The sequence below is a fragment of the Bradyrhizobium neotropicale genome, from assembly GCF_001641695.1.
GTDB classification, from domain to species: domain Bacteria; phylum Pseudomonadota; class Alphaproteobacteria; order Rhizobiales; family Xanthobacteraceae; genus Bradyrhizobium; species Bradyrhizobium neotropicale.
Map to the genome: position 1 here is coordinate 96,467 of NZ_LSEF01000089.1, position 25,352 is coordinate 121,818.

Consider the following 25,352-nt stretch of genomic DNA (forward strand, 5'->3'; position numbering starts at 1 on the left):
ACTGACAAAGCATCTCGACTGGCTTGCTGACGCTATACTGAAAGGAGCCGGGAAATTACCGCCCGGCTACAATCGCGGCAACATCAGAGCCATGCTCCGTGGAATGGCAAAGCGCAGCGTCGACGCCAACGGACCCGACCTACCACCCGACACATTCATCAATTCATCCTCGTAAGGAAGATCATGGACACTTCAACTACTCCTCTGGCCTCCGCGATCCTCGCCGCGAAGGCTGCGAGGCAGGAGCATCGACGTGAGCGTATGCGCAAGAACGCGAAAGCGCTCTATTGGCGGACGCTTGAAACCGACCCTCGGAAGGCGATGCTGCAAAACGCTCAGCGAGCAGCCCGCCGCTTCAGCATTCCCATTGACATCACGGTAGACGACATCGTGATCCCGGCCCGCTGCCCCGCCTTCGACATCCAGCTAGAGCGGTCGAATGGCGTTGCGGGAGAAGCCTCCCCGTCCATCGTTCGGATTGAGCCGGAGCTTGGCTACGTGAAAGGTAACGTCATCGTCGTGTCAGCCAAGGCGGCGCGTGACGTGCTGGCTCGAACGCTGCTCTTCAAGGCATTGCGGGCGAACTGAAAGCTCAGCCCCAGAGCAACTCATTCGCCTGAAAAGCCCCGGATAGTCTGCGCAAATTTGCGAAACGGTGTTTGAGAGGGTAGCGGTCAGCTTCTTCCCCCTGGGGGTGGGGTCCGATCCAAAACGTTTCGTCTGTCGGACCCTTCCTGCACGAGCGAACCCCGCCCTCAACATGTTCGCTTGCCCCTGAACTCTGCTCCCACGCGCCTGCACTCAACTGAGCAATTAGGACGGGGGGCATGCTCTTCCATCGTTGCGGCTCTGCGTCAGCATGCCGCCATGATCAGCGCTGGAAGCTGCTTGTCCCATAGAGTGCCAGTCTTTACAACTTAGTCAACGTTCGTTGATTGAGATGTAAGGGGCGATGTCGATGGCTGAGGGTGTGTTCGTGGCGTACTGCCGGGTTTCAACGGCAAGGCAGGGCAAGTCAGGGCTTGGTCTCGAAGCGCAGCGCGAAGCAGTGAGGAGCTACCTCGACGGAGGTCAGTGGTCGCTCGTGGCGGAGTTCACCGAGGTCGAGAGCGGCAAGAAAGGTGATCGCCCCGAACTGGCGAAGGCGCTGCAGGCATGCCGCGTCTACGGTGCCAAGCTGGTCATTGCGAAGCTGGATCGGCTGTCCCGTGATGCGCACTTCCTGCTTGGGTTGGAGAAGGCGGGCGTTGACTTCGTGGCGGCAGACATGCCTCACGCCAACCGCTTGACTGTGGGCATCATGGCGATGGTGGCCGACGAAGAGCGGCGGATGATCTCGCAGCGGACCAAGGCCGCACTGGCAGCAGCGAAGAAGCGCGGCGTGAAGTTGGGCGGCGACCGAGGTGCTCGATTGTCTCGCACTGCCCGGAAGGCGGGTCGCGATGCTCAGACCGCACGGGCGAACGAAAGAGCGGCGGACCTCGCCCACGTCATTCGCGACCTTGAGCGAACGGGAGTGACATCTCTCAGCGGCATGGCGCGGGCACTTACGGAGCGCCGCATCCCCACCCCGCGCGGCGGAAGTGAGTGGACAGCCACACAAGTTGCTCGGGTAACGGTGCGACTCACCGTATAAACTCATCTTTCTTCGCCAATCAGTGTTTTTGGCAAGCGCTAAAAGCCGCCCATCCACATGATGTGGGGATTTTCTTCCCGACTACCCCCACGATCTTGTGGCTCGGAACCGACTCACCTATAACGCGAACATCTTGTCCACTCGCTTCTGGGGGCCGGGCTCGATCTGAGCGTCGGTTGTTCCGGGGGTGAGGTCCGTGTGGCTGTTGCTACATCGGATCAGGTCGCACCCGAGGGATGCACACTGCGCCTTCGGAGCCTTGGGGATCGGACTTCGCCCTCGGCGGGTTGGAAGCTGACCGTAGCCCTCACCATTACGGGGACCTATCGGACGGTTGGCAGCTTTTCTTTCTCCGTCGGCGTGGAGGGTCGCGGGCAGCTCTTGACCGGCACCGCCAAAAAGGTAGGCGGACCTCGAAGGAGCGCGCCAGATGACCAAGACATGCAAAAACGTGCCAGTCGATCGGCACTCGCTACGGCTGCGGCGTGCTTCGCAGCATTGGTCCACTCGCTTCTGGGGGCCGGGCTCGATCTGAGCGTCGGTTGTTCCGGGGGTGAGGTCCGGGTGGCTGTTGCTACATCGGATCAGGTCGCACCCGAGGGATGCACACTGCGCCTTCGGAGCCTTGGGGATCGGACTTAGAGCTTTGGCCGAGGGCGGGCGCACTGATAGGCCCTCACACCACAGGCGTGCAGATGGTCGATGACCTCTACAAGAGACTCCGGTCCCGAGAGGTCCTTCATCGGTCGTGGGCGGCTGTGAAGCAGAGCGGGCTCGCGTCGCCCAGCGAGACAACGGTGACCGCCATCAGGCGCTACGATGAGACGTGGCTGAGCAATCTTGAACAGATCGGCAAGCGGCTTCGTGGCAACACGTTTCGCTTCGACGGAGAAGAAGGCCTCACGATCCCCAAGGGGAAAGGCAAAGGTCTTCGCCCGGTCGTCATGGCTCCGATCGCCAACCGGATCGTACGTCGAGCCATTCTCGAAGTGCTGCAGGGCTACGGCTGCGACAGTTCGCGAAAGACTTGGCACGGCGTTCCTGCTGTCAGGCAGATTATGGAAACGAGAACCAGCGTGGGGGGCATCAAGGATCGAGGTGTTCCTCATGGCTTGTCGTTGATTGATGAAGCCGTCCGCAGTGGCAAAACTTCGTTCGTAAGGTCTGACATCAAGAACTTTTTTACGCGCATTCCGCTGCCGGAGGTGAATGCGTTCATCGCCGAGGCCGTCGCTGATCGAGCATTCGCAGATATTTTCAAGGCGGCGCTTACCACCAACCTAACCAACAGGGCGCAGTTGGAGGAGCGCAAGCACTTCAAGTTATTCCCCGACGATGATGTAGGCGTGGCTCAGGGCTCGGCCCTCTCTGCTCTTGCAGCAAACATTGCTCTTCGCTCGTTCGACAAGCGGATGAACGACCGGGGGATCGTTTGCGTTCGCTACATCGACGACTTCATTATGCTTGGCGCATCGCCTGCCAAGGTTCGAGCCGCATACGTCGCAGCGCGTGAGCACTTGGCGCTGATGGGCATGGATGTCTACGACCGAACCGACGACGCCGCTCGACACGCTGGAAAGTTTGATGAAGGTAACATCTACAGTGGCACCGATGTGCTCGGCTACAAAGTTTCAGAAACTTCCCGACAGCCTTCCGCAGCGGCCATCCAGGCTTTCAGGAAGAAGTGCGACGTCATTGTCGAACAGGCAAAGAAGCAGATGAGCCTTGCAGCATCGGGGCAGTCTCCGCCTAATGGGCAGGGTTACCATCAAGCCATGGTGATGCTGCACAAGACAGTAAGGGGATGGTCGCAGGCGTTCCGCCACACTACGGCGACACAGGTCTTTCAATCCCTCGACCGGGAGATCGACCGGCGCATCGAAGACATGAGGGCATTCGCGCTCACCCTGACACAGGGAGCCACCGCGCAATCACGACGACGCGTTATGGGCATCCAGCTCCTCGGCGAGACGCCTTCGCATCCCCTCCCCATCATCCCCGCACAACAACGGCACATTCCCGAACGGGATGACGATCTGGGAGACATGGCACCAGCCGCCTGACTCCAGAGCCTCCGACTTTCCAACCAAGCTCCCCCCGTACAAGGGTCCGATCCGGCCTTTCGCTCACGGCAGCTCGACACAATCGAACGAGTCACCTAAACGCCGCACCAGAGGCGGTACGTTCTTTACCGGCGATTAGGAACTTTACAGGAACGTAAGCCGTTCGCTATGATTGCCTCTGATGCGGGGAGTGGCTCGATGACTAATGATCTGAAGGAACTTATTGAGCGGGCTCGCCAGATTGAGATGACGCCTGACCAACTGGGCGAACAGCGCCGGAGCTTTGCCTACGGCAACACTCACATCGAGAACGATCGGATCACTCGCGAGATGGTCGCCGCACTCGACAAGAAGCTCCACTCGGGCGAGTAGGAGCAATCGTGGCCGAGGACCGGCATAGCGTTGCCGAGACAGCGCCACTTCTCAACGACCCGGACGAAATTGCTCGGCGCGAGGCTGAGAATGGCATTCGCCAATTCGACCTCGCGCTGGAGATGATCCGGTCTTTCGTCAAGGAACCCGAGCGCCCCTTTCGCTTGCGATCGAGTTTGACCCTCAAGCTGCACCAAGCGGCTCTTGATGGCATCCATCCGCTTGCGGGAACATGGCGGAACACCAATGTGACAATTCAGGGCAGCAAGCATCAGCCTCCTGAGGCGCCCTTCGTATCCGAGGAAATTGAGTATCTGTGCGACTACGTCAACGACAATTGGTCGAAGACGGCAGTTCATCTTGCCGCATACGTGCTGTGGCGGCTCAATTGGATCCATCCGTTTGCTGATGGCAACGGGCGTACCGCGCGAGCTGTGTCGTATGTTGTGATGAGCGCCAAGCTGGACAGCCTGCTGCCGGGTGCTCCGACGATCCCTGAGCAAATCGCTGGAAACAAAAAGCCCTACTACGACGCACTTGAGGCTGCCGATCTCCGCCTTACCGAGGGTGCAACCGACGTGAGCGCACTTGAAGACATGCTGGATCGGATGCTGGCGACCCAACTTCTGAGCGCGGCGAAGGAAGCAAAGGGCGAGGTGAAGGGGACCGCGAGCCGAAACTACCACTGATCCTGAACTGCAGTGACGTGACAACTGCACCCACCGCTGATACACAGGGTCACTTGGCGAAGTCGAAAACTTCAACAATTTCAGTGTAGTCGCTGCTTCTCGCAACAGTTCAATCCTGTCCGGCAGCACCAGCTTTTCCACCAACGATGTCTCGTCCTGTTCCTCCCGGGGTCCATCTTGATCAAGCGTTCCCTACCTTATGCAGGACTGCTCCACGAGGTCGTCGAGCATAATGGCGTGCTCTATCTCGGCGGCGTCGTTCCCGAAAATGCCGGGCTCGACATGGCAGGCCAGGCCGACGATGTGTTTCGCCAGTTGAAGACTCTGCTCGAAGGAGCCGGCTCCGATCTCTCCTGCGTTCTGCAGGTGACGATCTACGTGACCGATCTCGCCGACAAGGCGGCGCTCAACCAGGTGTGGAAGCGCTACTTCGCCGTTGAGCATCTGCCGGCGCGTGCCGCGGTCGGCGTCGCGGATCTCGGCCCGGGCATCAAGCTGGAGCTGACGGCGATCGCCGCCCGCCGCTAGGCGCTTCCGGCCGGCGAGCCAGTCCTGGTCCCGACCAGAAATATCGAAAAACAACCCCATGCAAAGTAGCTCGGCGGCCGTCGGACGGGGCGCGAAGCGCTTCCTTGTCGTCGACGGTCATCCATGGATCGCGTCCTCCCCGAGGGGATCTTGTCGCAGAAGCGCAACACCCGGTCAAATTGCGAAACCCATTCCGCCCAGTCCGTGCGCAATGCCGCCCCGCCCAAGCGGGTGCACCCCTGGCCCATTATGCATGGCGAACGCGAGCGATCGCACTGAATCCGTGACGACCACCGGGCAGTGTGAGGACAAGCTCGATATGCCGCGTTGAACACTTCCTCTGAGGGCGCCAATGATCCGGATGTTGCTGCGAACCATCTTCGTGTCCCCCTTCCTGCTTGGAGCCGGCGCCCATGCCGCCGATCTGGCGCTGAAGGCACCTCCTCGTGCGATTGTCACGGCGCCTCCCTGGACGGGCTGGTATGTCGGGTTGAACGCCGGGGGTAACTGGGGCCGATCCGGTGGAGACACCTTCTATTCGTGCAGTGATCCGGATGGCGTCGGCTGCTACAGCAGCGCCGCTTATTCCGTCGCGATCAACAATCTCGGCGCCGGTCAGAGGTTCGATACGGCGGGATTTACCGGCGGCATTCAAGGCGGCTACAACTGGCAGGCAGGAAACTGGCTGCTCGGCCTGGAAGCCGACCTCGATTATTTCCGCAGTGCCGGTTCGAGGACGGTGACCGCCGCAGCTCCGTTCTCGAACGGCACGCTGTCGCTGACATCCTCCATCAGCACCGATTGGCTCTTCACCTTCCGCCCGCGCGTTGGCGTGGTGGTCAGCAACTGGCTGTTCTACGGAACGGGCGGATTGGCCGTCAGCCAATTGAACGGCCGTTGGAGCTTCGTCCATTCCAATCCATTCGGCCCCTTCACGGAGAGCGCGTCCGCGTCGGCCGTCAAGGCAGGATGGACCGTCGGGGCCGGCTTCGAAACGATGCTCGCCGATCGCTGGACCGTCGGGGCCGAGTATCTCTACGTGAAGTTCGACGGCGTTTCGGCAACCGGCAATCTGGTCACCCCTGCGGCACTCCCACGCAACGACGCGTTCAACCATAACGCCGACCTCTCGGCCAACATCGTCCGCTTGCGCTTGAACAAGATATTCTGATCTGGCTTGGCGAAACCAGCAGGTAAGGCTTCAAAAAACCCCAGGGTGTCGCCTTGGGGTTTTTTCTCGTCGAGAATCTTCCTGCTGCCGTACGCGGACAATAAGCGTGGAAGGACGGGTGCGCCAATTGGCGAGGCGACCGAGCGGCCATCGGTGCGACCTGCTCTCAGTCATCGCCAAGCGCCTTCCGTCGCAAGGATGCAACATCCGTTCGAATTGCGAAAGCAGTGCCGCCCAGTCCGCGCGGCGTACCGCCTGGCCCAAGCCGGCGGACCGTCTTCGCTCTATCCATAACGGTATCCGCATGGACGGGGGGCGACGCGTTGAGTCGACTGCCCCAGCGATGCTTTTGGGGAATGATGATGCAGAAGACTGTTGTTGCCGTTGCCGCGATCAATGCGCGAACCGGAACGCGAGCGCGTGCCGCGATGCTGGCGACATGCTCCATGCTTGCGATCGTGGCCACGGCTGCACCGGCGCGGGCGCAGAATGCCACCTGGAATACGGCCCCCGGGAGCAACGATTACAATACCGGCGCGAACTGGACTCCTGGAACCGTGCCGACCGGCACGGCCTTCTTCAACTTAACGACCCAACCCAACATCACAATCAGCGCGGACAGCTCCGTGGGGGGCTGGACCTTCAACACCGGCAACTACGCGTTCACGCTGGCACCAAACAAGGATCTCATTTTTACAGGCGCCGGCATCGCGGTCACGAGCGGCAGCGTTTCCATCTCTAACACCACCGGCAACCTGAATTTCCAAGGCAGCAGCACCGCGGGGACTGCTACGATCATCAACCCATGGAACCTGAATTTCCAAAACAACAGCACGGCGGGCAGTGCCACGATCACCAATAGCGGCGCCTTGGCCTTTTTTAATAACAGCACGGCAGGCAATGCTGCCATCACGAACATTGCGCATGGGCAGACGGATTTCTCCGCAACGTCCGGACCCAGCGGCAATCACCAATTGACCGCCGGTTCTATCAACGGCGGCGGATCGTTCCTTCTTGGCAGCAACCAGTTGACGGTCGGTGGCAACGACCAGTCGACGGTGGTGTCCGGCGTGATCAGCGGGATCGGAGGTTCGCTGGTCAAGGTCGGCACCGGCACCATGCAGCTCACCGGCACAAACACGTATACCGGGGCGACCACCGTCAATGGCGGAAACCTTCAGGTCGACGGCTCGATCGCCACGTCCAGCCTGATCACGGTGAACCACGGTGGACTTGGCGGCGTGGGCACGGTCGGCAATGTGCAGGTCAATTCGAGCGGCGCACTATACTCCGGCAGTGGCCAGCCGGGAACATCGCTCACCGTTTCCGGTAATCTCGCCCTTCAATCCGGCGCGTTCTATGCCGTTGCGGTAAATCCTTCGAGCGCTTCCTTCGTCTCGGTCTCGGGCACGGCGACACTCAACGGCGCCACGTTGGGCGCTACCTTCTTTCCCGGCAGCTATCTCAGCAAGCAGTACACGATCCTGACTGCGGCCGGCGGACGCTCCGGAACATTCGCATCGACGATAATCAACAACGGTCTACCTGCCGGCGCCCAGGAGAGCCTCAGCTATGACGCCAACCACGTCTATCTCAATCTCGCGCTGAGCTTCAGTGGGCCGTCCAACAACGGGCTCAACCAAAACCAGCGGGCGGTCGGCGACGCGCTGGTCGGCTACTTCAATTCCACCGGCGGCATTCCGATGGTCTATGCGAGCCTCTCGCCTGACGGCTTGACGCAGGCCTCGGGCGAGCACGCGACCGGGTCGCAGCAGACCACCTTTGACGCGATGGGCCAGTTCATGGGCCTGCTGACCGATCCCTTCATGCGCGACACCGGCTGTGGAGCCAATTCGGCTTCGGCTGTCGTGCGCGACCGCTGCGGCGCAAGTCCGGCGGGTGCGGCGGGGTATGCGGAAGAAGGTGCCGCAAGCGCCTATGCCATGTTCACCAAGGCGCCGCTGCGCGCGCGGCCGTTCGAGCAGCGCTGGAGCGTGTGGGCGGCGGGATATGGCGGTTCGCAGACCACCGAGGGCAACGCCATCGTCGGATCGAACCGGGCGACCAGCCGCATCTTCGGCACGGCCGTCGGTGCGGATTATCTGTTCTCGCCGAACACGCTGGCCGGCTTTGCACTGGCCGGCGGCGGCACCAATTTCGGCGTCAACGGGCTCGGCGGCGGACGCTCCGACCTGTTCCAGGCCGGCGCCTATGTGCATCACACCAGCGGCCCCGCCTATGTCACGGCCGCGCTTGCCTATGGCTGGCAGGACGTGACCACCGACCGCACCGTGACGATCGCGGGCACCGACCGTCTGCGCGCCGAGTTCAACGCCAATGCGTGGTCCGGCCGGCTCGAAGGCGGCTACCGCTTCGTGGCGCCGTGGATCGGCGGCGTCGGGCTGACGCCTTATGCAGCCGGCCAGGTCACGAGCTTCCAGCTCCCGGCCTATGCCGAGCAGGTGATCTCGGGCGCATCGGCCTTCGCGCTCAACTATGGGGCCAAGGACGTGACCGATACGCGGACCGAGCTTGGCCTGCGCACCGACAAATCCTTTGCGCAACAGAACGGCGTCTTGACGCTGCGCGGCCGCGTTGCCTGGGCGCATGATTTCGACCCCAATCGCGCCATCGCCGCGACCTTCCAGGCGCTGCCGGGCGCGAGCTTCGTCGTCAACGGCGCGGCGCAGGCGCGCGACTCCGCGCTCACCACCGCGTCCGCCGAAATGAAATGGCTGAACGGCTGGTCGGCAGCCGCGACCTTCGAGGGCGAGTTCTCGCAAGTCACCCGCTCCTACGCCGGCAAGGGCGTCGTGCGCTACGCGTGGTGAGGGAGTGGCTACGTCCGCGATCGCATCGCGGGCGTGGCAACGAACGACCGCTTCCGGCCTTGTGTCCCTGACGCCTGATCGACTGGTGTTGAGTCTCCAAAACTCTATTCCGTCATTCCGGGGCCCGAGCGAAGCGAGGGAGCTATGATGCGCAATTGCGCATCTGAGAATCCATCGGGCCGCAAAGCACGTGGACGAATAGATTCCGGGCTCACCGCTTCGCGGTGCCCCGGAATGACGCTGAAGTGAAACGCAACACTCAGCGTCGCGAGATCCTGAGCGCGACATGCCGGCTGCGCAAGAGCCCGATGCGGCCGAACCGCCATCGCGGCCCACTCTCCAGCACCGGCTGGCGTCTTTCGTCGCAACAATGCAACAGCCGTTCAAATTGCGAAAGCAATGCCGCGCAGTCCGCGCGGTGTGCCGCCTGGCCCAAGCGGGCGCATCTTCCGCGCACTATTCATGATGGCATCCGCATGACGGGGGGCGACTCGAGTCGCCTGGCCCAGTGACGCTTTTGGGGAATGATGATGCAGAAGACCGTTGTTGCCGTTGCCGCGACCACCGCGCTGACCAGAACGCTGACGCGTGCCGCGCTGCTGGCAGGAACTTCCCTGGCTGCGATCGTGGTCCTCGCCGTGCCCGCGCGGGCGCAAAATGCCGCCTGGAATACCAACCCCGCGAATAGCGACTACAACAACACCGCGAACTGGAGCACCTCCGCAGTGCCGACCGGCACCGCGTTTTTCGGGCTCCCCTCCAGCCTGACGAATATCGCAATCAATGCGAGTAATTCTGTGGGAGGCTGGACCTTCAATGCGGGCAACTACCAGTTTACGGTGGGAGCAGCTCCAACGACTTTCGACTTCACGGGTGCCGGCATCACCGTCAACGGCGGCAGTGCCACCATCACCAACAACGGAGGCCTGGCCTTCCGCAATAGCAGCACCGCGGGCACTGCTTCGATCATCAACAATTGGGTCGTCAACTTCGTTAACAGCAGCACGGCGGGCAACGCTAGCTTCATCAATAGCAACACCATTGCATTTTTTAGTAACAGCACGGCGGGCAATGCCGCCATCACCAACGTCGCGCTGGCAGCGGTCACGGATTTCTCAGGTACGTCCGGACTTAGCGGCAATGGACAAGTGTCGGCTGGCTCCATCGCGGGAACCGGGATCTTTGCCCTTGGCAACAACGAATTGACCGTCGGCGGTAACAATCAGTCGACGACCGTGTCCGGCCAGATCACTGGCGGCGGTTCGCTAGTCAAGGTTGGAAGCGGCACGCTGATATTGTCGGGCGCAAATACCTACAGCGGCGTGACCACGGTCAAGAATGGTACGCTGCAGGTCGATGGTCAGTCCGATTCAAACACAGTGGTGAATACCGGCGCGACCCTTACAGGCCAGGGGTTGATCCAGGATGTGCAGATCAATTCCGGCGGCACGCTGGCGCCCGGCAATGGCACTCCGGGGTCGTCGCTGAGCATTTTCCTCAGTCTCGCCTTTCAGTCCGGCGCGATCTACATGGTTCAGGTGAATCCATCGGCCGCCTCCTCCGTGACAATGAACGGCACGGCGACGCTCGGCGGCGCGACGGTGAATGCCGCATTCGCTCCCGGCACCTATGTCAGCAAGCAATACACGATCCTGACCGCAAACTCCGGAATCTCCGGCACGTTTGCGCCGACTGTCGTCAACAGCAACCTGCCCGCCAACTTCCATGACAGCCTGAGCTATGACAGCAAGCACGTCTATCTCAATCTCACGCTGGGTTTCGCGCCGACGCCGGGAAGCGGGTCGCTCAATCAAAACCAGCAGGCGGTCGCCAACGCGTTGACTGGTTTCTTCAATTCCACCGGCGGCATTCCGGCGGTCTATGCCGGCCTGACGCCCGCCGGCCTGACGCAGGCCTCGGGCGAGCACGCGACCGGGTCGCAGCAGACCACCTTCAACGCGATGGGCCAGTTCATGGGCCTGCTCACCGATCCCTTCATGCGCGAGGTCGGCTGCGGCGGCAATTCGGCTGTCGTGCGCGACCGCTGCGGCGAAACTCCCGCAGGCGCGGCCGGGTATGCGGAAGAGGGTTCGGCGAACGCCTATGCCATGTTCACCAAGGCGCCGCTGCGCGCGCGCCCGTTCGAGCAGCGCTGGAGCGTGTGGGCCGCAGGATATGGCGGTTCGCAGACCACAGACGGCAACACCGTCGTCGGATCGAACCGGGCGACCAGCCGCATCTTCGGCACGGCCGTCGGCGCGGACTATCTGTTCTCGCCGAACACGCTGGCCGGCTTTGCGCTGGCCGGCGGCGGCACCAATTTCGGCGTCAACGGGCTCGGCGGCGGTCGCTCCGACCTGTTCCAGGCCGGCGCCTATGTGCATCACACCCAAGGCCCCGCCTATGTCACGGCCGCGCTCGCCTATGGCTGGCAGGATGTGACCACCGACCGCACCGTGACGATCGCGGGCACCGATCGTCTGCGGGCCCAGTTCAACGCCAATGCGTGGTCGGGCCGGCTAGAAGGTGGCTATCGACTTGTGGCACCGTGGATCGGCGGCGTCGGGCTGACGCCTTATGCGGCCGGCCAGTTCACGACGTTCCAACTGCCGGGCTATGCCGAGCAGGTGATCTCCGGCGCGTCGGCCTTCGCGCTCAGCTATGGGGCGAAGGATGCGACGGACACGCGAGTCGAGCTAGGCGTGCGCACCGACAAATCCTTCGTGCAACAGGACGGCGTGTTTACACTGCGCGGCCGCGTTGCCTGGGCGCAAGACTTCAATCCGAACCGGTCGGTTGCCGCGACCTTCCAGGCGCTGCCGGGGGCGAGCTTCGTCGTCAACGGCGCGGCGCAGGCGCGCGACTCCGCGCTCACCACCGCGTCCGCCGAGATGAAATGGCTGAACGGCTGGTCGGCAGCCGCCACCTTCGAGGGCGAGTTCTCGCAGGTCACCCGCTCCTACGCCGGCAAGGGCGTGGTGCGCTACGCCTGGTGAGGGTGCGGCTACGTCCGCGGTCCCATCGCGGGCGTAGCAACGAACGACCGTTTCCATCGTCGAGTTTCTAACGTCTGATTCACTCAGTGTCATTCCGGGCGCGACGAAGTCTCGAGCTATGATGCGCAATTGCGCATCTGAGGATCTATTCATCCACTAACCCTGCGCCCGATGGATTCCGGGTTCACCGCTTCGCGGTGCCCCGGAATGACGCTGAGGCGAATTGGGCTCGGTGCCAACTTCAACGTCAAGTTCTGAGAAACGTAGCAATGAACGAGCAGACTATTTCTCTGGTCCAGGAGAGTTTCAAGAAACTGGCACCAAAAGCCGATGAAGTTGGCATGATGTTCTATGACCGCCTCTTCGAGATCTATCCCGAGGTGCGTCCCATGTTCGCGCGGGACATCGGGCCGCAATCCCGAAAGCTCGTGCAGATGCTTGCACTCGTCGTGAACGGGCTACGGAATCTGGATTCCATCCTTCCAGCAGTCAAAGAGCTCGCGCAACGGCATCATGGCTACGGCGTCGTCGACGCACACTATCAAGCCGTCGGTTCGACGCTGATCTGGACGCTTCGCCGTAGTCTCGGCGAGGCCTTTACGACGGAGGTTGAGCGCGCCTGGCATGATGCCTTTGAGACACTGTCGACGGTCATGATCGAGGCGTCGAGGGAGAGACGACCGGCCTGATACGAAAGCACGATTTTCACGGACTGCGGGCGCGAGCCGATCGTCGATATGGACGGTCTCCCGCGCGTCAGACGTGTCGCCATTGGGGACAGCAGGTATTTGCGCTTGTTGCAGCTTGGCGACTTTGTCCGGCGTTCGCGTGGTGGTTGGCGGTTCGGAACAAAGATCATCACCGACCAGGTCGCCGACAGGCTCATCGCCGCGGGTCGAGCGGAGGTTTGCGACGACCGCTTGCGACTCAAACGGAATGGTTGGCGCCAATAGTTACTGCCTTGCCGCCTTCGGCGCGATGCTTGTGCAGCCGACGGTCGGGCAGTTCAGGGCGAAGCCACGTGCATCGAGCCTGCAAGCTAACACCGACTCGCCCCGATACGGGATGCCGTAACACGCGGGGTCGGCCCGGCACGCGACGACATTGCGATGGTGCCCGCAGGGATCGCCTGGCGGCGCCGCGCACCAGTCGTTGGGAGCCGTGCCGCAAATCTGCGGTGGCGTCTGCGCAAGCGCCAGCACGGCCACCAGCATGAGCGCCACCAGCACCAGAGGGGACCTGGACAGGAAAATTGCCTTTGGATTCATCGCACCCACCCGAACGCCGTCAGAGGATCACCTTTGCTGCCGCGCGATCTCGCGCGCATCCGACGGCGTCATGCTGTAGCGCTGGCGGAAGGCGCGGTTGAAATAGGAGAGATCGCCGAAGCCGCTCTCAAAGGCGATGACGTGAATAGGGCGGTGCAGATGCCTGGGATCGGTCAGCATCTGCCAGGCGCGGGCGAGCCGCGCCTCACGCACGAAATCGGTGAAGGTCGTGCCCTCATCGGCGAAGAGCTGGCGGATGTAGCGCTCCGAGATCTGCTGGCTGGCCGCGATCTCGCCGACCGAGAGGGAGCTCTGCGTAATCCGTTGCAGGATGTCGTCCTTCAAAGCCTTCAGCCTCGCCGCGCGAAGTCCGTCGGCGAGATGCGGCTCGAGCCTGGCGCCGAACAACAGGGCCGCAAGATCGTGCATGTGCGTGCTGACGGCGCGGCGAAGCCCGGCCGTTCCGAGCACGCCATGATCGTTCAGAGCGCGGGAATAGCCCACCAGCAGGCGAAGCGCCTGGCTATCCCCTGGAATCGGGCGGGCGACCAGATCGTCGAGATTGGGAACGTGGGGTCGCAGCAGATCCCGGCGCAAGCGATAGCTGATGGTGCGGGACGGCACCGGTATCGCAAAGCTTGCGGGGGACCCGTTCGACGACAACACGGCCTCGCCCGCGCCGATGGCCGCTACGCGGCCATTCTCGTTCAGTTCGCCCGCACCGTCTGCGAAGACGACGAGGAAGAAATCGTCGTGGTTGATGTGCTCCGCGGTGCGCCGAGTGAGCATCGGCGATCGCGATCCGCTCGCCATCGTAAAGTCCGGCAGCGAGCGAATCAGGGCATCGAAATGCAGCGGCTGGCCGTCGAGCGGCTCAATTTCGTAGCGCAGCATCTTGCGCGCCCAGACTTCGCGAAAGGCATCGAGTTGCCCGCTCGCAGCGAAGGGCGCCGAAGAGACACGCAACTGCACCAACTCGTCGTCGTCTGCCATCCACGGCTCCAAACCTCATCCGTGGCTTCACTGGTATTCCGCGCGACGGTTCCAGCGCTTGGGCCAGGCGGCAATTCGGACGGACTGGGCGGCACTACGTTTCCCAATTTGAACAGGTGTTGCTGTTGCGCGACTGACGACATCGAGCGGAATGGGCCGCTGTCGCGGCAGACCTGGCCGTCAAGGGGCCACCGCCTGCGCGATCATGCTTGGCGTCGACGTTCGGCGGGTCAGTCGCGGTCCGCCGCGAGCTCGCGCGCGTCCGACGGCGTCATGCCGTAGCGCTGCCGGAAGGCGCGGTTGAAGTAGGAGAGGTCGCCGAAGCCGCTCTCATAGGCGATTGCATGGATGGGGCGGCGAAGCTGAGAGGCATCGGTCAGCATCTGCCAGGCGCGGGCGAGCCGCGCCTCGCGCACGAAATCGGTGAACGTCGTACCGTCATCGGCAAAGAGCCGGCGGATGTAGCGCTCCGAAATCTGCTGGCTGCGGGCGATCTCATCGACCGAGAGCGAGCTCTGCGCAATCCTCTGAAGGATGTCGTCCTTCAACGCCTTCAGCCGGGCAGCGCGAAGTCCACCGGTAAGGTGCGGCTCGGCCTTGCCACCGAGCAGCAGGACCGCGAGGTCGTGCATATGGGCAGTAACGGCGCGGCGAAGATCTGCCGTTGCCAGCGCGCTCTGGTCGTTCAAGACACTGGAATAGCCTGTCAGGAGGCGGAGGACCTGGCTGCCCCCGGCGATTGGGCGGATCACCAGATCGTCGAGATTGCGAATGTGGGGTCGAAGCAGATCCCGGCGAAAGCGGTAGCTGATGGTGTGGGATGACGTCGGCACCACAAAGCTTGTGGGCGTCCCGCTCGCCGACAGCAGCGTGGCCTCACCATCGCCGAGCGACGCCACGCGACCGTGCTGGCCCAGTTCGGCCGCACCGCGCGTGACCACAAGAAGGAAAAGATCGTCGTTGTCGATGAGCTCCCTGGTGCGCCGAAGGCGCATCGGCGATCGCGATCCACTCGCTATCGCAAAGTCCGGCAGGGAGCGAAGCACGAAATCGAACTGCAACGGATGTTCATCGAGGGGCTCGATGTCGAAGCGCAGTATCCTGCGGCCATACGCTTCCCGGAAGGCATCAAGCTCTCCGCTCCTCGCATAGGGCGCCGAAGAGACCCGAAACTGTATCAGCTCGTTGTCGTCGACGGCCATCCACGGCTCCGAATCTCGCGAACTATTGTTCGCACAACAGCAAAAGCCGTTCGACTTACAAAACGCAATACCGCCCAGTCCGTGCGCGGCGCCGCCTGGTCCGTGATGGGAACGAACCGCGTCAGCTCTGCTGCCTCGCGAGCTCGCGCGCGTCCGACGGCGTCATGCGATAGCGCTGGCGGAAGACGCGGTTGAAATAGGAGAGATCGCCGAAGCCGCTCTCAAAGGCGATGACGTGAATAGGGCGGTGCGGATGCCTGGGATCGGTCAGCATCTGCCAGGCGCGGGCGAGCCGCGCCTCGCGCACGAAATCGGTGAAGGTCGTGCCGTCATCGGCAAAGAGCCGGCGGATGTAGCGCTCCGAAATCTGCTGACTGCGGGCAATCTCGTCGACCGAGAGAGAGCATTGCGCAATCCTTTGCAGGATGTCGTCCTTCAAGGCCTTCAGCCGGGCCGCGCGAAAACCACCGACGAGGTGCGCCTCGGCCTTGCCCCCCAGCAGCAGGGCTGCGAGCTCGTGGACATGGGTGCTGACGGCGCGGCGGAGCTCCACTGTAGCAAGCGCGCTCTGGTCGTTCAGAACACCGGAATAGCCGACCAGAAGACGGAGCGCCTGGCTGTCCCTCGCAATCGGCCGGGCGACCCGATCGTCGAGGTTGGGAATGTGGGCCCGCAGAAGATCGCGGCTGAAGCGGTAGGTCATCGTGCGGCTGGGCACCGGGATCGCAAAATTTATAGGTGCCCCGTTGGCCGTCAGCACCGCCTCGCCATCACCAATGGTCGCCGCGCGGCCATGCTGGTTCAGCTCGCCGGCACCGCGCGCGATGGTGATCAGGAGAAGATCGTCGTTGTCGATGAGCTCTGCAGAGCGCCAGACGCGCATCGGCGATCTCGGTCCGCTCGCCATCGCGAAGTTCGGCAACGAGCGAAGCATGGCATCGAGCTGCAGCGGGTGGCTGCCCAGGGGCTCGATTTCCATGCGGAACATCTTGCGGCCATAGGCCTCAAGAAAGGCATCAAGCTGCCCGCTCTGCGCATAGGGCGCCGAAGAGACGCGAATCTGGATCAACTCGTTGTCGTTGACTGCCATCCGCGGCTCCGAATCTCGTGACAATTTTGTCGCACAACAGCAAAAGCCGTTCCGACTGCCAGACGCAATACCGCCCAGTCCATGGCGCAGCGTCGCCTGGTCCGTGATGGGAACGAACGCATCAGTTTTGACGCCGCGCTACCGCCCGCGCGTCCGAGGGCGTCATGTCGAAGCGCCGGCGGAAGGCGCGATTGAAGTAGGAGAGATCGGCAAAGCCGCTCTCATAGGCGATCGCATGAATCGGCCGGTAATGCTGAGAGGCATCGGTCAACATCCGCCAGGCGCGGGCAAGCCGCGCCTCGCGCACGAAATCGGTGAACGTCGTCCCGTCATCGGCGAGGAGCCGGCGGATGTAGCGTTCCGAGATCTGCTGGCTGCGGGCGATCTCATCGACCGAGAGAGTGCCCTGCCCAATCCTCTGAAGGATGTCGTCCTTCAACGCCTTCAGACGAGCCGCACGAAGTCCACTGGTAAGGTGCGGCTCGGCCTTGCCACCGAGCAGCAGGACTGCGAGGTCGTGCATGTGGGCGGTGATGGCGCGGCGAAGATCGGCCGTTGCCAGCGCGTTCTGGTCGTTCAAGACACCGGAATAGCCTGTCAGGAGGCGAAGGACTTGGTTGCCGCCTGCGATTGGGCGGATCACCAGATCGTCGAGATTGCGAATGTGGGGTCGAAGCAGATCGCGGGAAAAACGGTAGGTGATGGTTTGGGATGACGTCGGTATCACAAAGCTTGCGGGCGCCCCGTTCATCAGCGCGGCCCCACCATCGCCGAGCGCCGCCACGCGACCATGCTGGCCCAGTTCGCCCGCACCGCGCGCGACCGCAACGAGTAAAATATCGTCGTTGTCGACAAGCTCCCGGGTGCGCCAAATGCGCATCGGCGATCGCGATCCACTCGCCATCGCAAAGTTCGGCAGCGAGCGAAGCACGAAATCGAACTGCAACGGATGTTCATCGAGGGGCTCGATGTCGAAGCGCAGTATCCTGCGGCCATACGCTTCCCGGAACGCATCAAGCTCTCCGCTCTTCGCATACGGCACCGAAGAGACGCGAAACTGAATCAACTCGTTATCGTCGACCGTCATCCACGGCTCCGAATCTCGCGAACTATTGGTCGCGCGACAGCAAAAGCCGTTCGACTTGCCAAACGCAATACCGCCCAGTCCGTGGCGCAGTGCCGCCTGGTCCGTGATGGGAACGAACGCATCAGTTTTGACGTCGCGCTACCGCCCGCGCGTCCGACGGCGTCATGTCGAAGCGCCGGCGGAAGACGCGGTTGAAGTAGGAGAGATCGGCAAAGCCGCTCTCATAGGCGATCGCATGAATCGGCCGGTGAAGCTGAGCGGCATCGGTCAGCATCCGCCAGGCGCGGGCAAGCCGCGCCTCGCGCACGAAATCGGTGAACGTCGTCTCTTCGCCGGCAAAGAGCTGGCGGATGTAGCGCTCCGAAATCTGCTGGCTGGCCGCGATCTCATCGACCGAGAGCGAGCTCTGCGCAATCCTTTGCAGGATGTCGTCCTTGAGCGCTTTCAGCCGGGCCGCGCGAAGGCCATCGGACGACTGCGCTTCGAGCTTGCCGTCCAGCAGCAGGACGGCCAGTTCGTGCATGTGCGTGCTGACGGCACGACGAAGCTCCGCTGTCGTGAGCGCGCTCTGATCGCTGAGAACGCCGGAATAGCCAACGATGAGACGCAGCGCCTGTCTATCCCTTGCGATCGGCCGGGCCACCAGATCGTCGAGATTGGGGATGCGCGGCCGTAAGAGATCCCGGCTGAAGCGGTAGGTGATGGTACGGCTTGGTGTCGGCATCGCAAAGGTCGCGGGCGTGCCGTTGGCCGACAGCACGGCGTCGCCCTCGCCGAGGGCCACCACGCGGCCATGCTGGCGCAGCTCGCCGGCGCCGCCCGTCATCACGATCAGGAGGATATCGTCATGGTCGATGAGCTCCGCGGTACGATGAACACGCATCGGTGATCTCGGTCCGCTCGCCATCGCGAAGTTCGGCAGCGAGCGAAGCATGGCATCGATCCGGAGCGGATGACCGCCAAGGGGCTCGATCTCCATCCGCAGCATCTTGCGGCCCCAGACCTCCAGGAAGGCGTCGAGCTGCCCGCTCTCGGCAAACGGCGCCGAAGAGAGGCGAAACTGCATCAGTTCGTCGTTGTCGTGCGCCATCGCGTGTCCGAACCTCAAAGGTGGCCAATTTGTCGCACATCCGCAACAGCCGTTCAAATTTTGAAACGCTGTGCCGCCCAGTCCGCGCGCTGTGCCGCCTGGCCCAAGCGCGGAAAACCCGACCCGGTAGATATTGATGGCATCGGCGAACCGGCTCCGCACTTGGGGCGGAGCTGCCGATGAACAGGTCTTTTGGCCCATGTCGCACTTTCCGCGTGGGCCTCGCGGGAGCAGATGATGAATTTGGCGGCAGGCGCAATCTCGGCAGGCTTTGGCGGATCTGGGCGAGGACGAGGCGGCGGTAACGCACGCCTGCACACGCGGGCCAGATTGCTCGCCGTCGTATGCGCCTTGTTGGCCGCGCCAATGCTCATCCCGTCGGCGGCGTATGCCGTCGAATGCGTTAACGGCGGTGCCGGCGGAGCTTCGGCGGGGTCTGATTTTGGCATTGCGAATAGTACAGCCTGCGGTAACGTCGCTAGCGCGAACGGCCAGGCCAGCACTGCGTTCGGTTATCTCGCAGGCGCCGGCGGAGACTCGAGCGTCGCTATCGGCGCGCAGAGCTCCTCGCAGGGCACGGGCGGCGTCGCAATCGGCCCATCCAGTACCGCTAGTGGCTACTCCAGCACCGCGACCGGCCCAGGTAGCACGGCGAGAGGCAGCTATTCGAGCGCGTTCGGTTTTGGCTCGACCGCAACCGGCAACGAATCCACTGCGCTCGGTGTCAATGCGCAGGCGTCCGGTGCCAACTCCATTGCCATTGGCGGCAATCAGGCAACAGCTCCCGGCAACGCCGCCTTCGCCAGCGGCACCAACGCCATTGCCATCGGCAATGGCGCGCAGGCACCCGCGGCTAACTCGGTCGCGATCGGGTCGGGCTCGGTCGCATCCGCGCCGAACACGGTGTCGTTCGGCTCGTCCGGTAACGAGCGGCGGCTGACCAATGTTGCCGCGGGCATCGCGCCGACCGATGCGGTGAACGTCTCCCAGCTCAACAGCTTCGCGAGCGGGTGGACGGCCGGATTGCAGAACCAGATCAACACCAACCAGACCGAGGCGCGCGCCGGCATCGCGCTGGCGCTCGCCTCGAGCGCCCTTCAGTACGATCCCCGCCCCGGCAAACTCTCGGTCGCCGCCGCGGTCGGCAATTTCCGGGGCCAGAGCGCGCTGGCCTCCGGCCTCGGCTACGCCATCAGCAGCCAGTGGCGCGTGAACGCCTCGTTCACCGCCACGCCGCAGGTCAACCAGTATGGCGCCGCGATCGGCAGCTCCTGGACGCTGAATTGACGATGAGGTTTCGGCCCGCGCCGTTCGGGCGACTAGCTTTCATCGTCGCCGCACTGGCGTGCGTTCCGGCATCCGCCCAGCAGGCGCAGCAAGCACCTGTCCCGCAGGTGCAACAGGCGCCGGCCCAGCCGGCGCCTCAGCCATCCGGCGAATGGGCAAAGCTGCCGCGCATGCAGCTCGAGCGGCAGTTCGCGGGGCCATTGCAGGACACGCTGATCCAGCGCTGGCGCGATCCGGTCGACGGCACCGCCTGCTACATGTACCTGCCGATCACGGCCGCGCATTCGCCGCCGGCCCAAGGCGGTTTCGTGCAATACGGAGCCAATGTCATTGGCTCGATCAGTTGCTTCCGCCCTCCCTCACCTGCGGCGGTCCCGACCAGCAGGACGTCTCCAACTCCGCACTGACCCGGCACGGCGACCAGCCTTGAGACACAACTGCGATCGGAAAGGCTCGGCCACCGGAGCCGCCGGGACAATTGCTGTGCAGATTGCCGGCATCGCGCGGCCGTTCTATAAACAGAGAGCAGGATGGGCAGAATACCGCGGCAGGCACCCAAGGCCTGATCGAAAGGTCGTCGATGGATGTGATCCAAAGCCGCGCGTTCGAGTTCGCCGAGACGATCGACAAGCTTCCCGACACCACAGGTGTCCTTGACGCAATGGGCCGCATGCTCGGCCAATACGGCTTCGACTATTTTTGTTGCGCCTATGTCGCGCCTCTGCCGACCGAACCGGCGCGCGACGCCGTTCTCGCCGAACGGCTGCCGGCCGGCTTTCTGGATATGTACTCCGCGGAGCAGTTCGTGGGCGACGATCCGGCGCTGCGCCATTGCAGGACGACGCTTCGGCCGTTCCGCTGGTTCAGCGAAGCGCCGTACGATCCGGAACGGGAGCCGCGCGCTGTCGAACTCGTGCGACGCGCCAGCGACTTCGGTATGGTCGACGGTGTGATGGTGCCGGTCGCCTCACCCGCGGGCCGTATCGGCCATGTGTATTTCGGCGGGAGCAAAATCGATCTGCCGGAGCGCCAGCTGCCCGCTCTTCATCTGATGGCGCTCTATGCCTTCGACCGGACACTGAGGCTGGGCGGCCCGCCTGAGGCAGCGAAGCTCGCTCTGTCACTGCGTGAGCGCGAGGTTCTGACGCTGGCCGCGGTCGGGCGATCCACCCAGGAGATCGCCGACGCCTTGACCATCTCGGCGCGCACGGTGAAGGCGCACGTCAAGAGCTGCCGCAAGAAGCTCGGCGCGACGACCCGCACGCAGGCCGTGATGATCGCCATGCGCGACCGGATCATCGCGCCGTGACCGATTCCATCATTCCGGGGCGCGCGTCGGCGCGAACCCGGAATCCATCTTCGCCAGGACGACGATGGTGTGCGTGGCAGCGCGCTCAGTCGGGGAAGCCGAACAGCTTCGCCGGATTGTGCACCAGGATCTTTTCCAGCGTCCCCTGGTCCGGTGCATAGCGATACATCAGCTCGAGCAGGTCGGCGTCGTTCGGCGGCTGCTTCACCGAGACCGGATGCGGCCAGTCGCTGGCCCAGACGCAGCGGTCGATTGCTGCCTCAATATAGGTCCGCGCGATCGGGATCACGTCGTCCCAGGGTGGGCCGGCCTGCGAGGTCTTCTCGCCGAGCGACAGCATGACCCAGAAATTGCCCTTGGCGAGCAGCTCGAGCATCTTGCGCAGGTTGGGATCGTCCTTGCCGCGCGCGGGCTCGGGCCGCGCCATGTGGTCGATCAGCACGGGCACATCGAGGTTCTCGTACTTCGCAACGCTCGAGACGATGCCGTCCTTCTCGGGCTGGATCTTGACGTACCAGCCGAGCTCACGGATCCGCGCGATGGCGCGGGCGAAGTCCTGGTCCGAGAGCACGGCGCCGAGCTCCTGGCGGAAGCTGAAGCGTGCGCCGCGGACGCCGGCGTCATGCAGCTTTGCAAGATAGGCGTCGCTCGCCTCCGCGAACACCAGCGCGTTGGCGCAGCCGCGATAGTTCGGTCCCATGGCCGCGAGACCGTCGAGCACGACGGAATGGTCGGCGCCATAGGTCGTGGTCTGCACGATGATGCCGCGCTCGATGCCGAGCGCCTTGTGCATGCGCAGCGCCGCTTCCCAGGTCGCGCTCGGCATCTGATAGGCTGCGCCGGGGCGGATCGGATATTTGTCCAGCGGACCCAGCACGTGAAACTGGCTGTCGACGGTCTTCGGCGGCGGCGTCTTCACCGGGCGGCGCGGATTGGGGTCGAACGGCAGATAGGTCGGCATGCGTAATGCTCCCTCAGTCAATCACGGCGGTGAAGTCGCACTGCACCAGCGCGCCGCCATCCATGTTGTCCATCGGCAGCGCGTGGCGCGCCGGGCGCGAATGCTCGTCCGGAAACATCTTGAGCCACTCGATATTCACGGGTCCGCGCTGCGAGCGGTCCTTCAGCCACACCGTCATCTTGATGATGTCGTCAGTCGTACCGCCGGCGGCCTCCACCGTCGCCTTCATATGCGCGAACATGTTGGCGCACTGCGCGTCCAGGCTCTCCGGCATCGCGCCGGTCGCGCCATCGCGGCCGAGGATCACACCGGACATCACGAGATTGCCGATGCGGCAGGCGTTCGGAATCGGGTTGGCATGCTTGAAGCCGCCGATATGGATGCTCTTGCGCCGCGTAGGACCGGTCATGGGCTCGCTCCCTTCAGTTTGTTGGTTCACACGAATTGGCACGACACCGAGCCGAACCCGCCATAATCGGCATGGAAGGTGTCGCCGCGGCGGATGTCGACCGGCCGCGTGAACGAGCCCGCCAGCACGACCTCGCCGGCGGCGAGATGTTCGTCATGCGGCGCGAGCCGGTTGGCGAGCCAGGCGATCCCGTTGGCGGGATGGTTGAGCACACCGGCGGCAAGCCCGGTCTCCTCGACCTCTCCGTTGCGAAACAGCAGCGCGCCGATCCAGCGCAGGTCCGCGTCCATGGGGCGGAACGGCCGGCCGCCCAGCACGAGCGCGGCGTTCGCCGCATTGTCCGAGATCGTGTCCATGACCTTACGGGTCTTGCCGGTCTCGGGATCGACGCGATGCATGCGCGTCTCCAGGATCTCGAGCGCCGGCGTCACGTAGTCGGTGGCGTTGAGCACGTCGAAGATGGTGCAGTCCGGCCCGCGCAGCGGCGCCTTCAGGACGAAGGCAAGCTCGACCTCGATTCGCGGCGCGTGAAAACGGTCGAACGGGATCGGACCGGCGTCGCCGTAGAACATGTCGGCGAACAGCACGCCGTAGTCGGGCTCGGCGATGCCGACCGCGTTCTGCATCGCTTTCGAGGTCAGGCCGATCTTGTGGCCCTTGATGACGCGGCCGCGGCCGAGCTGAAGCTTCGTCCAGGCGCGCTGGATCGCATAGGCATCCTCGATGGTGATGCCGGGATAGTCCTTCGAAAACATCGGGATCAGCGCCTTGGTGCGCTCGGCCTCATCCAGGCGCGCGGCAAGGCGTTCGATCGTGGCGGCGTCCAGCATGGCTTAACTCTCCGCAGCCACTTTGTTGCAGAGCACGCCGATGCCGCGCGACTCGACCTCGACGACGTCGCCGAACTTGAGCCATCGTGGCGGATCAAACCGCGCGCCGGCTCCGGTCGGCGTGCCCGTCACGATCATGTCGCCGGGCTTCAGCGTGGCGAAGGTGGAGAGATAGGAGATCAGGAAATCGAACGGGAACATCAGCCGCTCGGTCGTGTCCTGCTGCCGCACCTCGCCGTTGACGCGCGTGACGATGTCGTGCGGACCGCGCGGATCGAGCTCGTCCGCCGTAACGATCCACGGACCGATGCTGCCGGAGCGATCGAAATTCTTGCCCTGCGTGACGTTGAACTTGCCGTGGCGCAGCCAGTCCCGCACCGTGCCCTCGTTGCACAGCGTCATGCCGAAGATATGCGACCAGGCCTTTTCGCGCGGAATGTGACGGCCGCCCTGGCCGATCACGATGACGAGCTCACCCTCGTAGTCGAGCTGCTCCGACACGTTCGGCTTCTCGATCGGCTGGCCGGAGCCCGTCATCGAGGACATGCTGCGCACGAACAGGCTCGGATATTTGGGCAGGTCGGAATTGTCTTTGTATTCCGCGTTGCGTTCGGCGTAGTTGACGCCGATGCACCAGAGCTTTTCCGGCGCAAGGATCGGCGGAAGCAGGACCAGGTCCTCGAGCGCGTAGTCGGGCTTTTGTCCGGCCACGGCTTCTTGCGCATCCGCCAGCGCATTCGCGGCGATCAGCGCCCTCACGTCGGAGAAGTCGCGGCCGATCCGCTTGCTCAGATCGACAACGCCGCCATCGACCGCCGCGCCGTAGCGCAGCTCGCCGTTCAAGAGATAGCTCAGCAGTCGCATTGTCGTTCTCCAAAGATGTTCAGGCGGCATCGGTCCGCCGGCAGGCCCGACTGCGCGCTCAATCGGTCGATTTGGGAGTCTGGAAGACGGCGTGCAACGTCACGATCTCGCCGAGGCGGGCGTAGCGCGGTCCGCCGATGCGGGCGATCGGGTCGAGCGCCTCGGTCTCGACCTTGCCGTTGTTCACGAGGCCGTCGCGCAGGTGAAACATCACGACCTCGCCGACGATCAGCCGGCTGCGGGCCTCGCCGAATTCGAGGCATTGCCGGAAGCGGCATTCCATCGCGACTGGCGCGGCCGTGAGCCGCGGCACCTTGATGCGCTCGCTGGGGTGCGTCTCGAGGCCGAGCTCCGCGACCTCGCTGACCTCGGGCGGATGCTCGACGGAGCTGTCGTGCACCGCATTCATCAGCGGCGTATCGGCGATATGGATGACATATTCCTCGGTGTCGAGGATGTTGTGCGCAGTGTCCTTGTAATCGGCGCCCTTGCGGCCGACGCTGATGGCGAGCATCGGCGGCTTCTGCGAGACGAAGGTGAAGGCGCTGAAGGGTGCGAGGTTGAGCACGCCGCTGCGCGACAGGCTGGTGACCCAGGCGATCGGGCGCGGCACCACGATGCCGGTCATCAGCCGGTAGATTCGCTCGGCGCCGAGATCGGCAGGATCGATCTGCAT

25 protein-coding genes are annotated in these 25,352 nt (G+C 63.4%); 13 read left to right on the top strand and 12 right to left on the bottom strand.

The window, feature by feature from the left end; translation table 11 throughout:
* Window positions 1-261 precede the first annotated feature (261 nt).
* The 7 genes from AXW67_RS28565 to AXW67_RS28595 all read left to right on the top strand — a co-directional run bounded on the left by AXW67_RS28565 (window position 262) and on the right by AXW67_RS28595 (window position 6,459).
* Complete coding sequence (locus AXW67_RS28565; RefSeq protein WP_145927928.1) at window positions 262-588, top strand: hypothetical protein; 327 nt, start codon at window positions 262-264, stop codon at window positions 586-588.
* Window positions 589-958: 370 nt separating this feature from the next.
* Window positions 959-1,636, top strand: a complete 678-nt coding sequence (locus AXW67_RS28570) for a recombinase family protein (RefSeq protein ID WP_063680669.1) — start codon at window positions 959-961, stop codon at window positions 1,634-1,636.
* A 797-nt stretch (window positions 1,637-2,433) separates the two neighbouring features.
* Entirely contained in the window at window positions 2,434-3,699 is a 1,266-nt protein-coding gene (locus tag AXW67_RS28575) for a reverse transcriptase domain-containing protein (protein WP_161491304.1), read from the top strand.
* Between the two features lie 198 nt (window positions 3,700-3,897).
* A complete protein-coding gene (locus AXW67_RS43340; RefSeq protein ID WP_201723728.1) occupies window positions 3,898-4,071 on the top strand; it encodes a hypothetical protein in 174 nt (57 codons plus the stop codon).
* Window positions 4,072-4,079: 8 nt separating this feature from the next.
* A complete protein-coding gene (locus AXW67_RS28585) occupies window positions 4,080-4,760 on the top strand; it encodes a Fic family protein (RefSeq protein WP_063680573.1) in 681 nt (226 codons plus the stop codon).
* A 177-nt stretch (window positions 4,761-4,937) separates the two neighbouring features.
* A complete protein-coding gene (locus tag AXW67_RS28590; protein WP_082908078.1) occupies window positions 4,938-5,288 on the top strand; it encodes a RidA family protein in 351 nt (116 codons plus the stop codon).
* Between the two features lie 352 nt (window positions 5,289-5,640).
* Window positions 5,641-6,459: an outer membrane protein gene (locus tag AXW67_RS28595; protein WP_063680575.1), complete on the top strand. Its 819-nt coding sequence runs from the start codon at window positions 5,641-5,643 to the stop codon at window positions 6,457-6,459.
* Between the two features lie 655 nt (window positions 6,460-7,114).
* Here the strand turns inward: AXW67_RS28595 and AXW67_RS44425 are convergent.
* Window positions 7,115-7,369, bottom strand: coding sequence for a hypothetical protein (locus tag AXW67_RS44425; protein WP_245315762.1), 255 nt, complete (start codon window positions 7,367-7,369; stop codon window positions 7,115-7,117).
* A gap of 64 nt (window positions 7,370-7,433) precedes the next feature.
* Between AXW67_RS44425 and AXW67_RS28600 the strand changes: the two genes are divergently transcribed.
* From AXW67_RS28600 to AXW67_RS28610, 3 genes are all read left to right on the top strand, one after another.
* Window positions 7,434-9,290 carry an autotransporter family protein gene (locus AXW67_RS28600; protein WP_347336764.1) on the top strand — a complete coding sequence of 619 codons (1,857 nt, stop codon included), beginning with the start codon at window positions 7,434-7,436 and terminating at the stop codon, window positions 9,288-9,290.
* A gap of 530 nt (window positions 9,291-9,820) precedes the next feature.
* Window positions 9,821-12,286: an autotransporter family protein gene (locus AXW67_RS28605; RefSeq protein WP_245315763.1), complete on the top strand. Its 2,466-nt coding sequence runs from the start codon at window positions 9,821-9,823 to the stop codon at window positions 12,284-12,286.
* A gap of 269 nt (window positions 12,287-12,555) precedes the next feature.
* The gene (locus AXW67_RS28610; protein WP_063680577.1) at window positions 12,556-12,975 is read left to right on the top strand and encodes a globin family protein; all 420 of its coding nucleotides are present in this window, start codon (window positions 12,556-12,558) and stop codon (window positions 12,973-12,975) included.
* A 264-nt stretch (window positions 12,976-13,239) separates the two neighbouring features.
* Here the strand turns inward: AXW67_RS28610 and AXW67_RS28620 are convergent, their stop codons facing one another.
* The 6 genes from AXW67_RS28620 to AXW67_RS28645 form a co-directional block, all read right to left on the bottom strand.
* Window positions 13,240-13,554 (bottom strand): hypothetical protein, encoded by a 315-nt coding sequence (locus AXW67_RS28620; protein ID WP_063680579.1) that lies wholly within the window; start codon window positions 13,552-13,554, stop codon window positions 13,240-13,242.
* A 27-nt stretch (window positions 13,555-13,581) separates the two neighbouring features.
* Entirely contained in the window at window positions 13,582-14,547 is a 966-nt protein-coding gene (locus AXW67_RS28625) for an AraC family transcriptional regulator (RefSeq protein WP_063680580.1), read from the bottom strand.
* Window positions 14,548-14,777: 230 nt separating this feature from the next.
* The gene (locus AXW67_RS28630) at window positions 14,778-15,749 is read right to left on the bottom strand and encodes a helix-turn-helix domain-containing protein (protein WP_063680581.1); all 972 of its coding nucleotides are present in this window, start codon (window positions 15,747-15,749) and stop codon (window positions 14,778-14,780) included.
* Between the two features lie 121 nt (window positions 15,750-15,870).
* Entirely contained in the window at window positions 15,871-16,839 is a 969-nt protein-coding gene (locus tag AXW67_RS28635) for an AraC family transcriptional regulator (protein ID WP_063680582.1), read from the bottom strand.
* A gap of 121 nt (window positions 16,840-16,960) precedes the next feature.
* Window positions 16,961-17,926 (bottom strand): AraC family transcriptional regulator, encoded by a 966-nt coding sequence (locus tag AXW67_RS28640; protein WP_063680583.1) that lies wholly within the window; start codon window positions 17,924-17,926, stop codon window positions 16,961-16,963.
* Between the two features lie 121 nt (window positions 17,927-18,047).
* Window positions 18,048-19,016, bottom strand: coding sequence for a helix-turn-helix transcriptional regulator (locus AXW67_RS28645; RefSeq protein WP_063680584.1), 969 nt, complete (start codon window positions 19,014-19,016; stop codon window positions 18,048-18,050).
* A 366-nt stretch (window positions 19,017-19,382) separates the two neighbouring features.
* On the opposite strand from AXW67_RS28645, the gene AXW67_RS28650 reads away from it, so the two are divergent.
* From AXW67_RS28650 to AXW67_RS28660, 3 genes are all read left to right on the top strand, one after another.
* Window positions 19,383-20,303 (top strand): YadA family autotransporter adhesin, encoded by a 921-nt coding sequence (locus AXW67_RS28650; protein WP_063680585.1) that lies wholly within the window; start codon window positions 19,383-19,385, stop codon window positions 20,301-20,303.
* 2 nt (window positions 20,304-20,305) lie between these two features.
* A complete protein-coding gene (locus tag AXW67_RS28655) occupies window positions 20,306-20,710 on the top strand; it encodes a hypothetical protein (RefSeq protein ID WP_063680586.1) in 405 nt (134 codons plus the stop codon).
* A gap of 173 nt (window positions 20,711-20,883) precedes the next feature.
* Window positions 20,884-21,612, top strand: a complete 729-nt coding sequence (locus AXW67_RS28660) for a helix-turn-helix transcriptional regulator (protein WP_063680587.1) — start codon at window positions 20,884-20,886, stop codon at window positions 21,610-21,612.
* An 85-nt stretch (window positions 21,613-21,697) separates the two neighbouring features.
* Here the strand turns inward: AXW67_RS28660 and AXW67_RS28665 are convergent, their stop codons facing one another.
* Genes AXW67_RS28665 through AXW67_RS28685 form a run of 5 tightly spaced genes read right to left on the bottom strand, consistent with a single transcriptional unit; the run spans window position 21,698 to window position 25,352 of the window.
* The gene (locus AXW67_RS28665; protein ID WP_063680588.1) at window positions 21,698-22,573 is read right to left on the bottom strand and encodes an amidohydrolase family protein; all 876 of its coding nucleotides are present in this window, start codon (window positions 22,571-22,573) and stop codon (window positions 21,698-21,700) included.
* A 13-nt stretch (window positions 22,574-22,586) separates the two neighbouring features.
* Window positions 22,587-22,982, bottom strand: coding sequence for a RidA family protein (locus AXW67_RS28670; protein WP_027552220.1), 396 nt, complete (start codon window positions 22,980-22,982; stop codon window positions 22,587-22,589).
* Between the two features lie 26 nt (window positions 22,983-23,008).
* Window positions 23,009-23,812 (bottom strand): 2-oxo-hept-4-ene-1,7-dioate hydratase, encoded by an 804-nt coding sequence (hpaH, locus tag AXW67_RS28675; RefSeq protein ID WP_063680589.1) that lies wholly within the window; start codon window positions 23,810-23,812, stop codon window positions 23,009-23,011.
* A 3-nt stretch (window positions 23,813-23,815) separates the two neighbouring features.
* Window positions 23,816-24,676, bottom strand: coding sequence for a fumarylacetoacetate hydrolase family protein (locus AXW67_RS28680; protein WP_063680590.1), 861 nt, complete (start codon window positions 24,674-24,676; stop codon window positions 23,816-23,818).
* A gap of 58 nt (window positions 24,677-24,734) precedes the next feature.
* Entirely contained in the window at window positions 24,735-25,352 is a 618-nt protein-coding gene (locus AXW67_RS28685; protein WP_063680591.1) for a flavin reductase family protein, read from the bottom strand.

Excerpts from the sequence above, each read along its gene's own strand:
- AXW67_RS28565 (WP_145927928.1), top strand. The coding sequence starts at position 262 with ATGCGCAAGAACGCGAAAGCGCTCTATTGGCGGACGCTTGAAACCGAC.
- AXW67_RS28570 (WP_063680669.1), top strand. The coding sequence starts at position 959 with ATGGCTGAGGGTGTGTTCGTGGCGTACTGCCGGGTTTCAACGGCAAGG.
- AXW67_RS43340 (WP_201723728.1), top strand. The coding sequence starts at position 3,898 with ATGACTAATGATCTGAAGGAACTTATTGAGCGGGCTCGCCAGATTGAG.
- AXW67_RS28595 (WP_063680575.1), top strand. The coding sequence starts at position 5,641 with ATGATCCGGATGTTGCTGCGAACCATCTTCGTGTCCCCCTTCCTGCTT.
- AXW67_RS44425 (WP_245315762.1), bottom strand. The coding sequence starts at position 7,369 with ATGGCAGCATTGCCTGCCGTGCTGTTATTAAAAAAGGCCAAGGCGCCG.
- AXW67_RS28605 (WP_245315763.1), top strand. The coding sequence starts at position 9,821 with ATGCAGAAGACCGTTGTTGCCGTTGCCGCGACCACCGCGCTGACCAGA.
- AXW67_RS28610 (WP_063680577.1), top strand. The coding sequence starts at position 12,556 with ATGAACGAGCAGACTATTTCTCTGGTCCAGGAGAGTTTCAAGAAACTG.
- AXW67_RS28620 (WP_063680579.1), bottom strand. The coding sequence starts at position 13,554 with ATGAATCCAAAGGCAATTTTCCTGTCCAGGTCCCCTCTGGTGCTGGTG.
- AXW67_RS28625 (WP_063680580.1), bottom strand. The coding sequence starts at position 14,547 with ATGGCAGACGACGACGAGTTGGTGCAGTTGCGTGTCTCTTCGGCGCCC.
- AXW67_RS28630 (WP_063680581.1), bottom strand. The coding sequence starts at position 15,749 with ATGGCCGTCGACGACAACGAGCTGATACAGTTTCGGGTCTCTTCGGCG.
- AXW67_RS28635 (WP_063680582.1), bottom strand. The coding sequence starts at position 16,839 with ATGGCAGTCAACGACAACGAGTTGATCCAGATTCGCGTCTCTTCGGCG.
- AXW67_RS28640 (WP_063680583.1), bottom strand. The coding sequence starts at position 17,926 with ATGACGGTCGACGATAACGAGTTGATTCAGTTTCGCGTCTCTTCGGTG.
- AXW67_RS28645 (WP_063680584.1), bottom strand. The coding sequence starts at position 19,016 with ATGGCGCACGACAACGACGAACTGATGCAGTTTCGCCTCTCTTCGGCG.
- AXW67_RS28650 (WP_063680585.1), top strand. The coding sequence starts at position 19,383 with ATGCTCATCCCGTCGGCGGCGTATGCCGTCGAATGCGTTAACGGCGGT.
- AXW67_RS28655 (WP_063680586.1), top strand. The coding sequence starts at position 20,306 with ATGAGGTTTCGGCCCGCGCCGTTCGGGCGACTAGCTTTCATCGTCGCC.
- AXW67_RS28660 (WP_063680587.1), top strand. The coding sequence starts at position 20,884 with ATGGATGTGATCCAAAGCCGCGCGTTCGAGTTCGCCGAGACGATCGAC.
- AXW67_RS28665 (WP_063680588.1), bottom strand. The coding sequence starts at position 22,573 with ATGCCGACCTATCTGCCGTTCGACCCCAATCCGCGCCGCCCGGTGAAG.
- AXW67_RS28670 (WP_027552220.1), bottom strand. The coding sequence starts at position 22,982 with ATGACCGGTCCTACGCGGCGCAAGAGCATCCATATCGGCGGCTTCAAG.
- hpaH (WP_063680589.1), bottom strand. The coding sequence starts at position 23,812 with ATGCTGGACGCCGCCACGATCGAACGCCTTGCCGCGCGCCTGGATGAG.
- AXW67_RS28680 (WP_063680590.1), bottom strand. The coding sequence starts at position 24,676 with ATGCGACTGCTGAGCTATCTCTTGAACGGCGAGCTGCGCTACGGCGCG.
- AXW67_RS28685 (WP_063680591.1), bottom strand. The coding sequence starts at position 25,352 with ATGCAGATCGATCCTGCCGATCTCGGCGCCGAGCGAATCTACCGGCTG.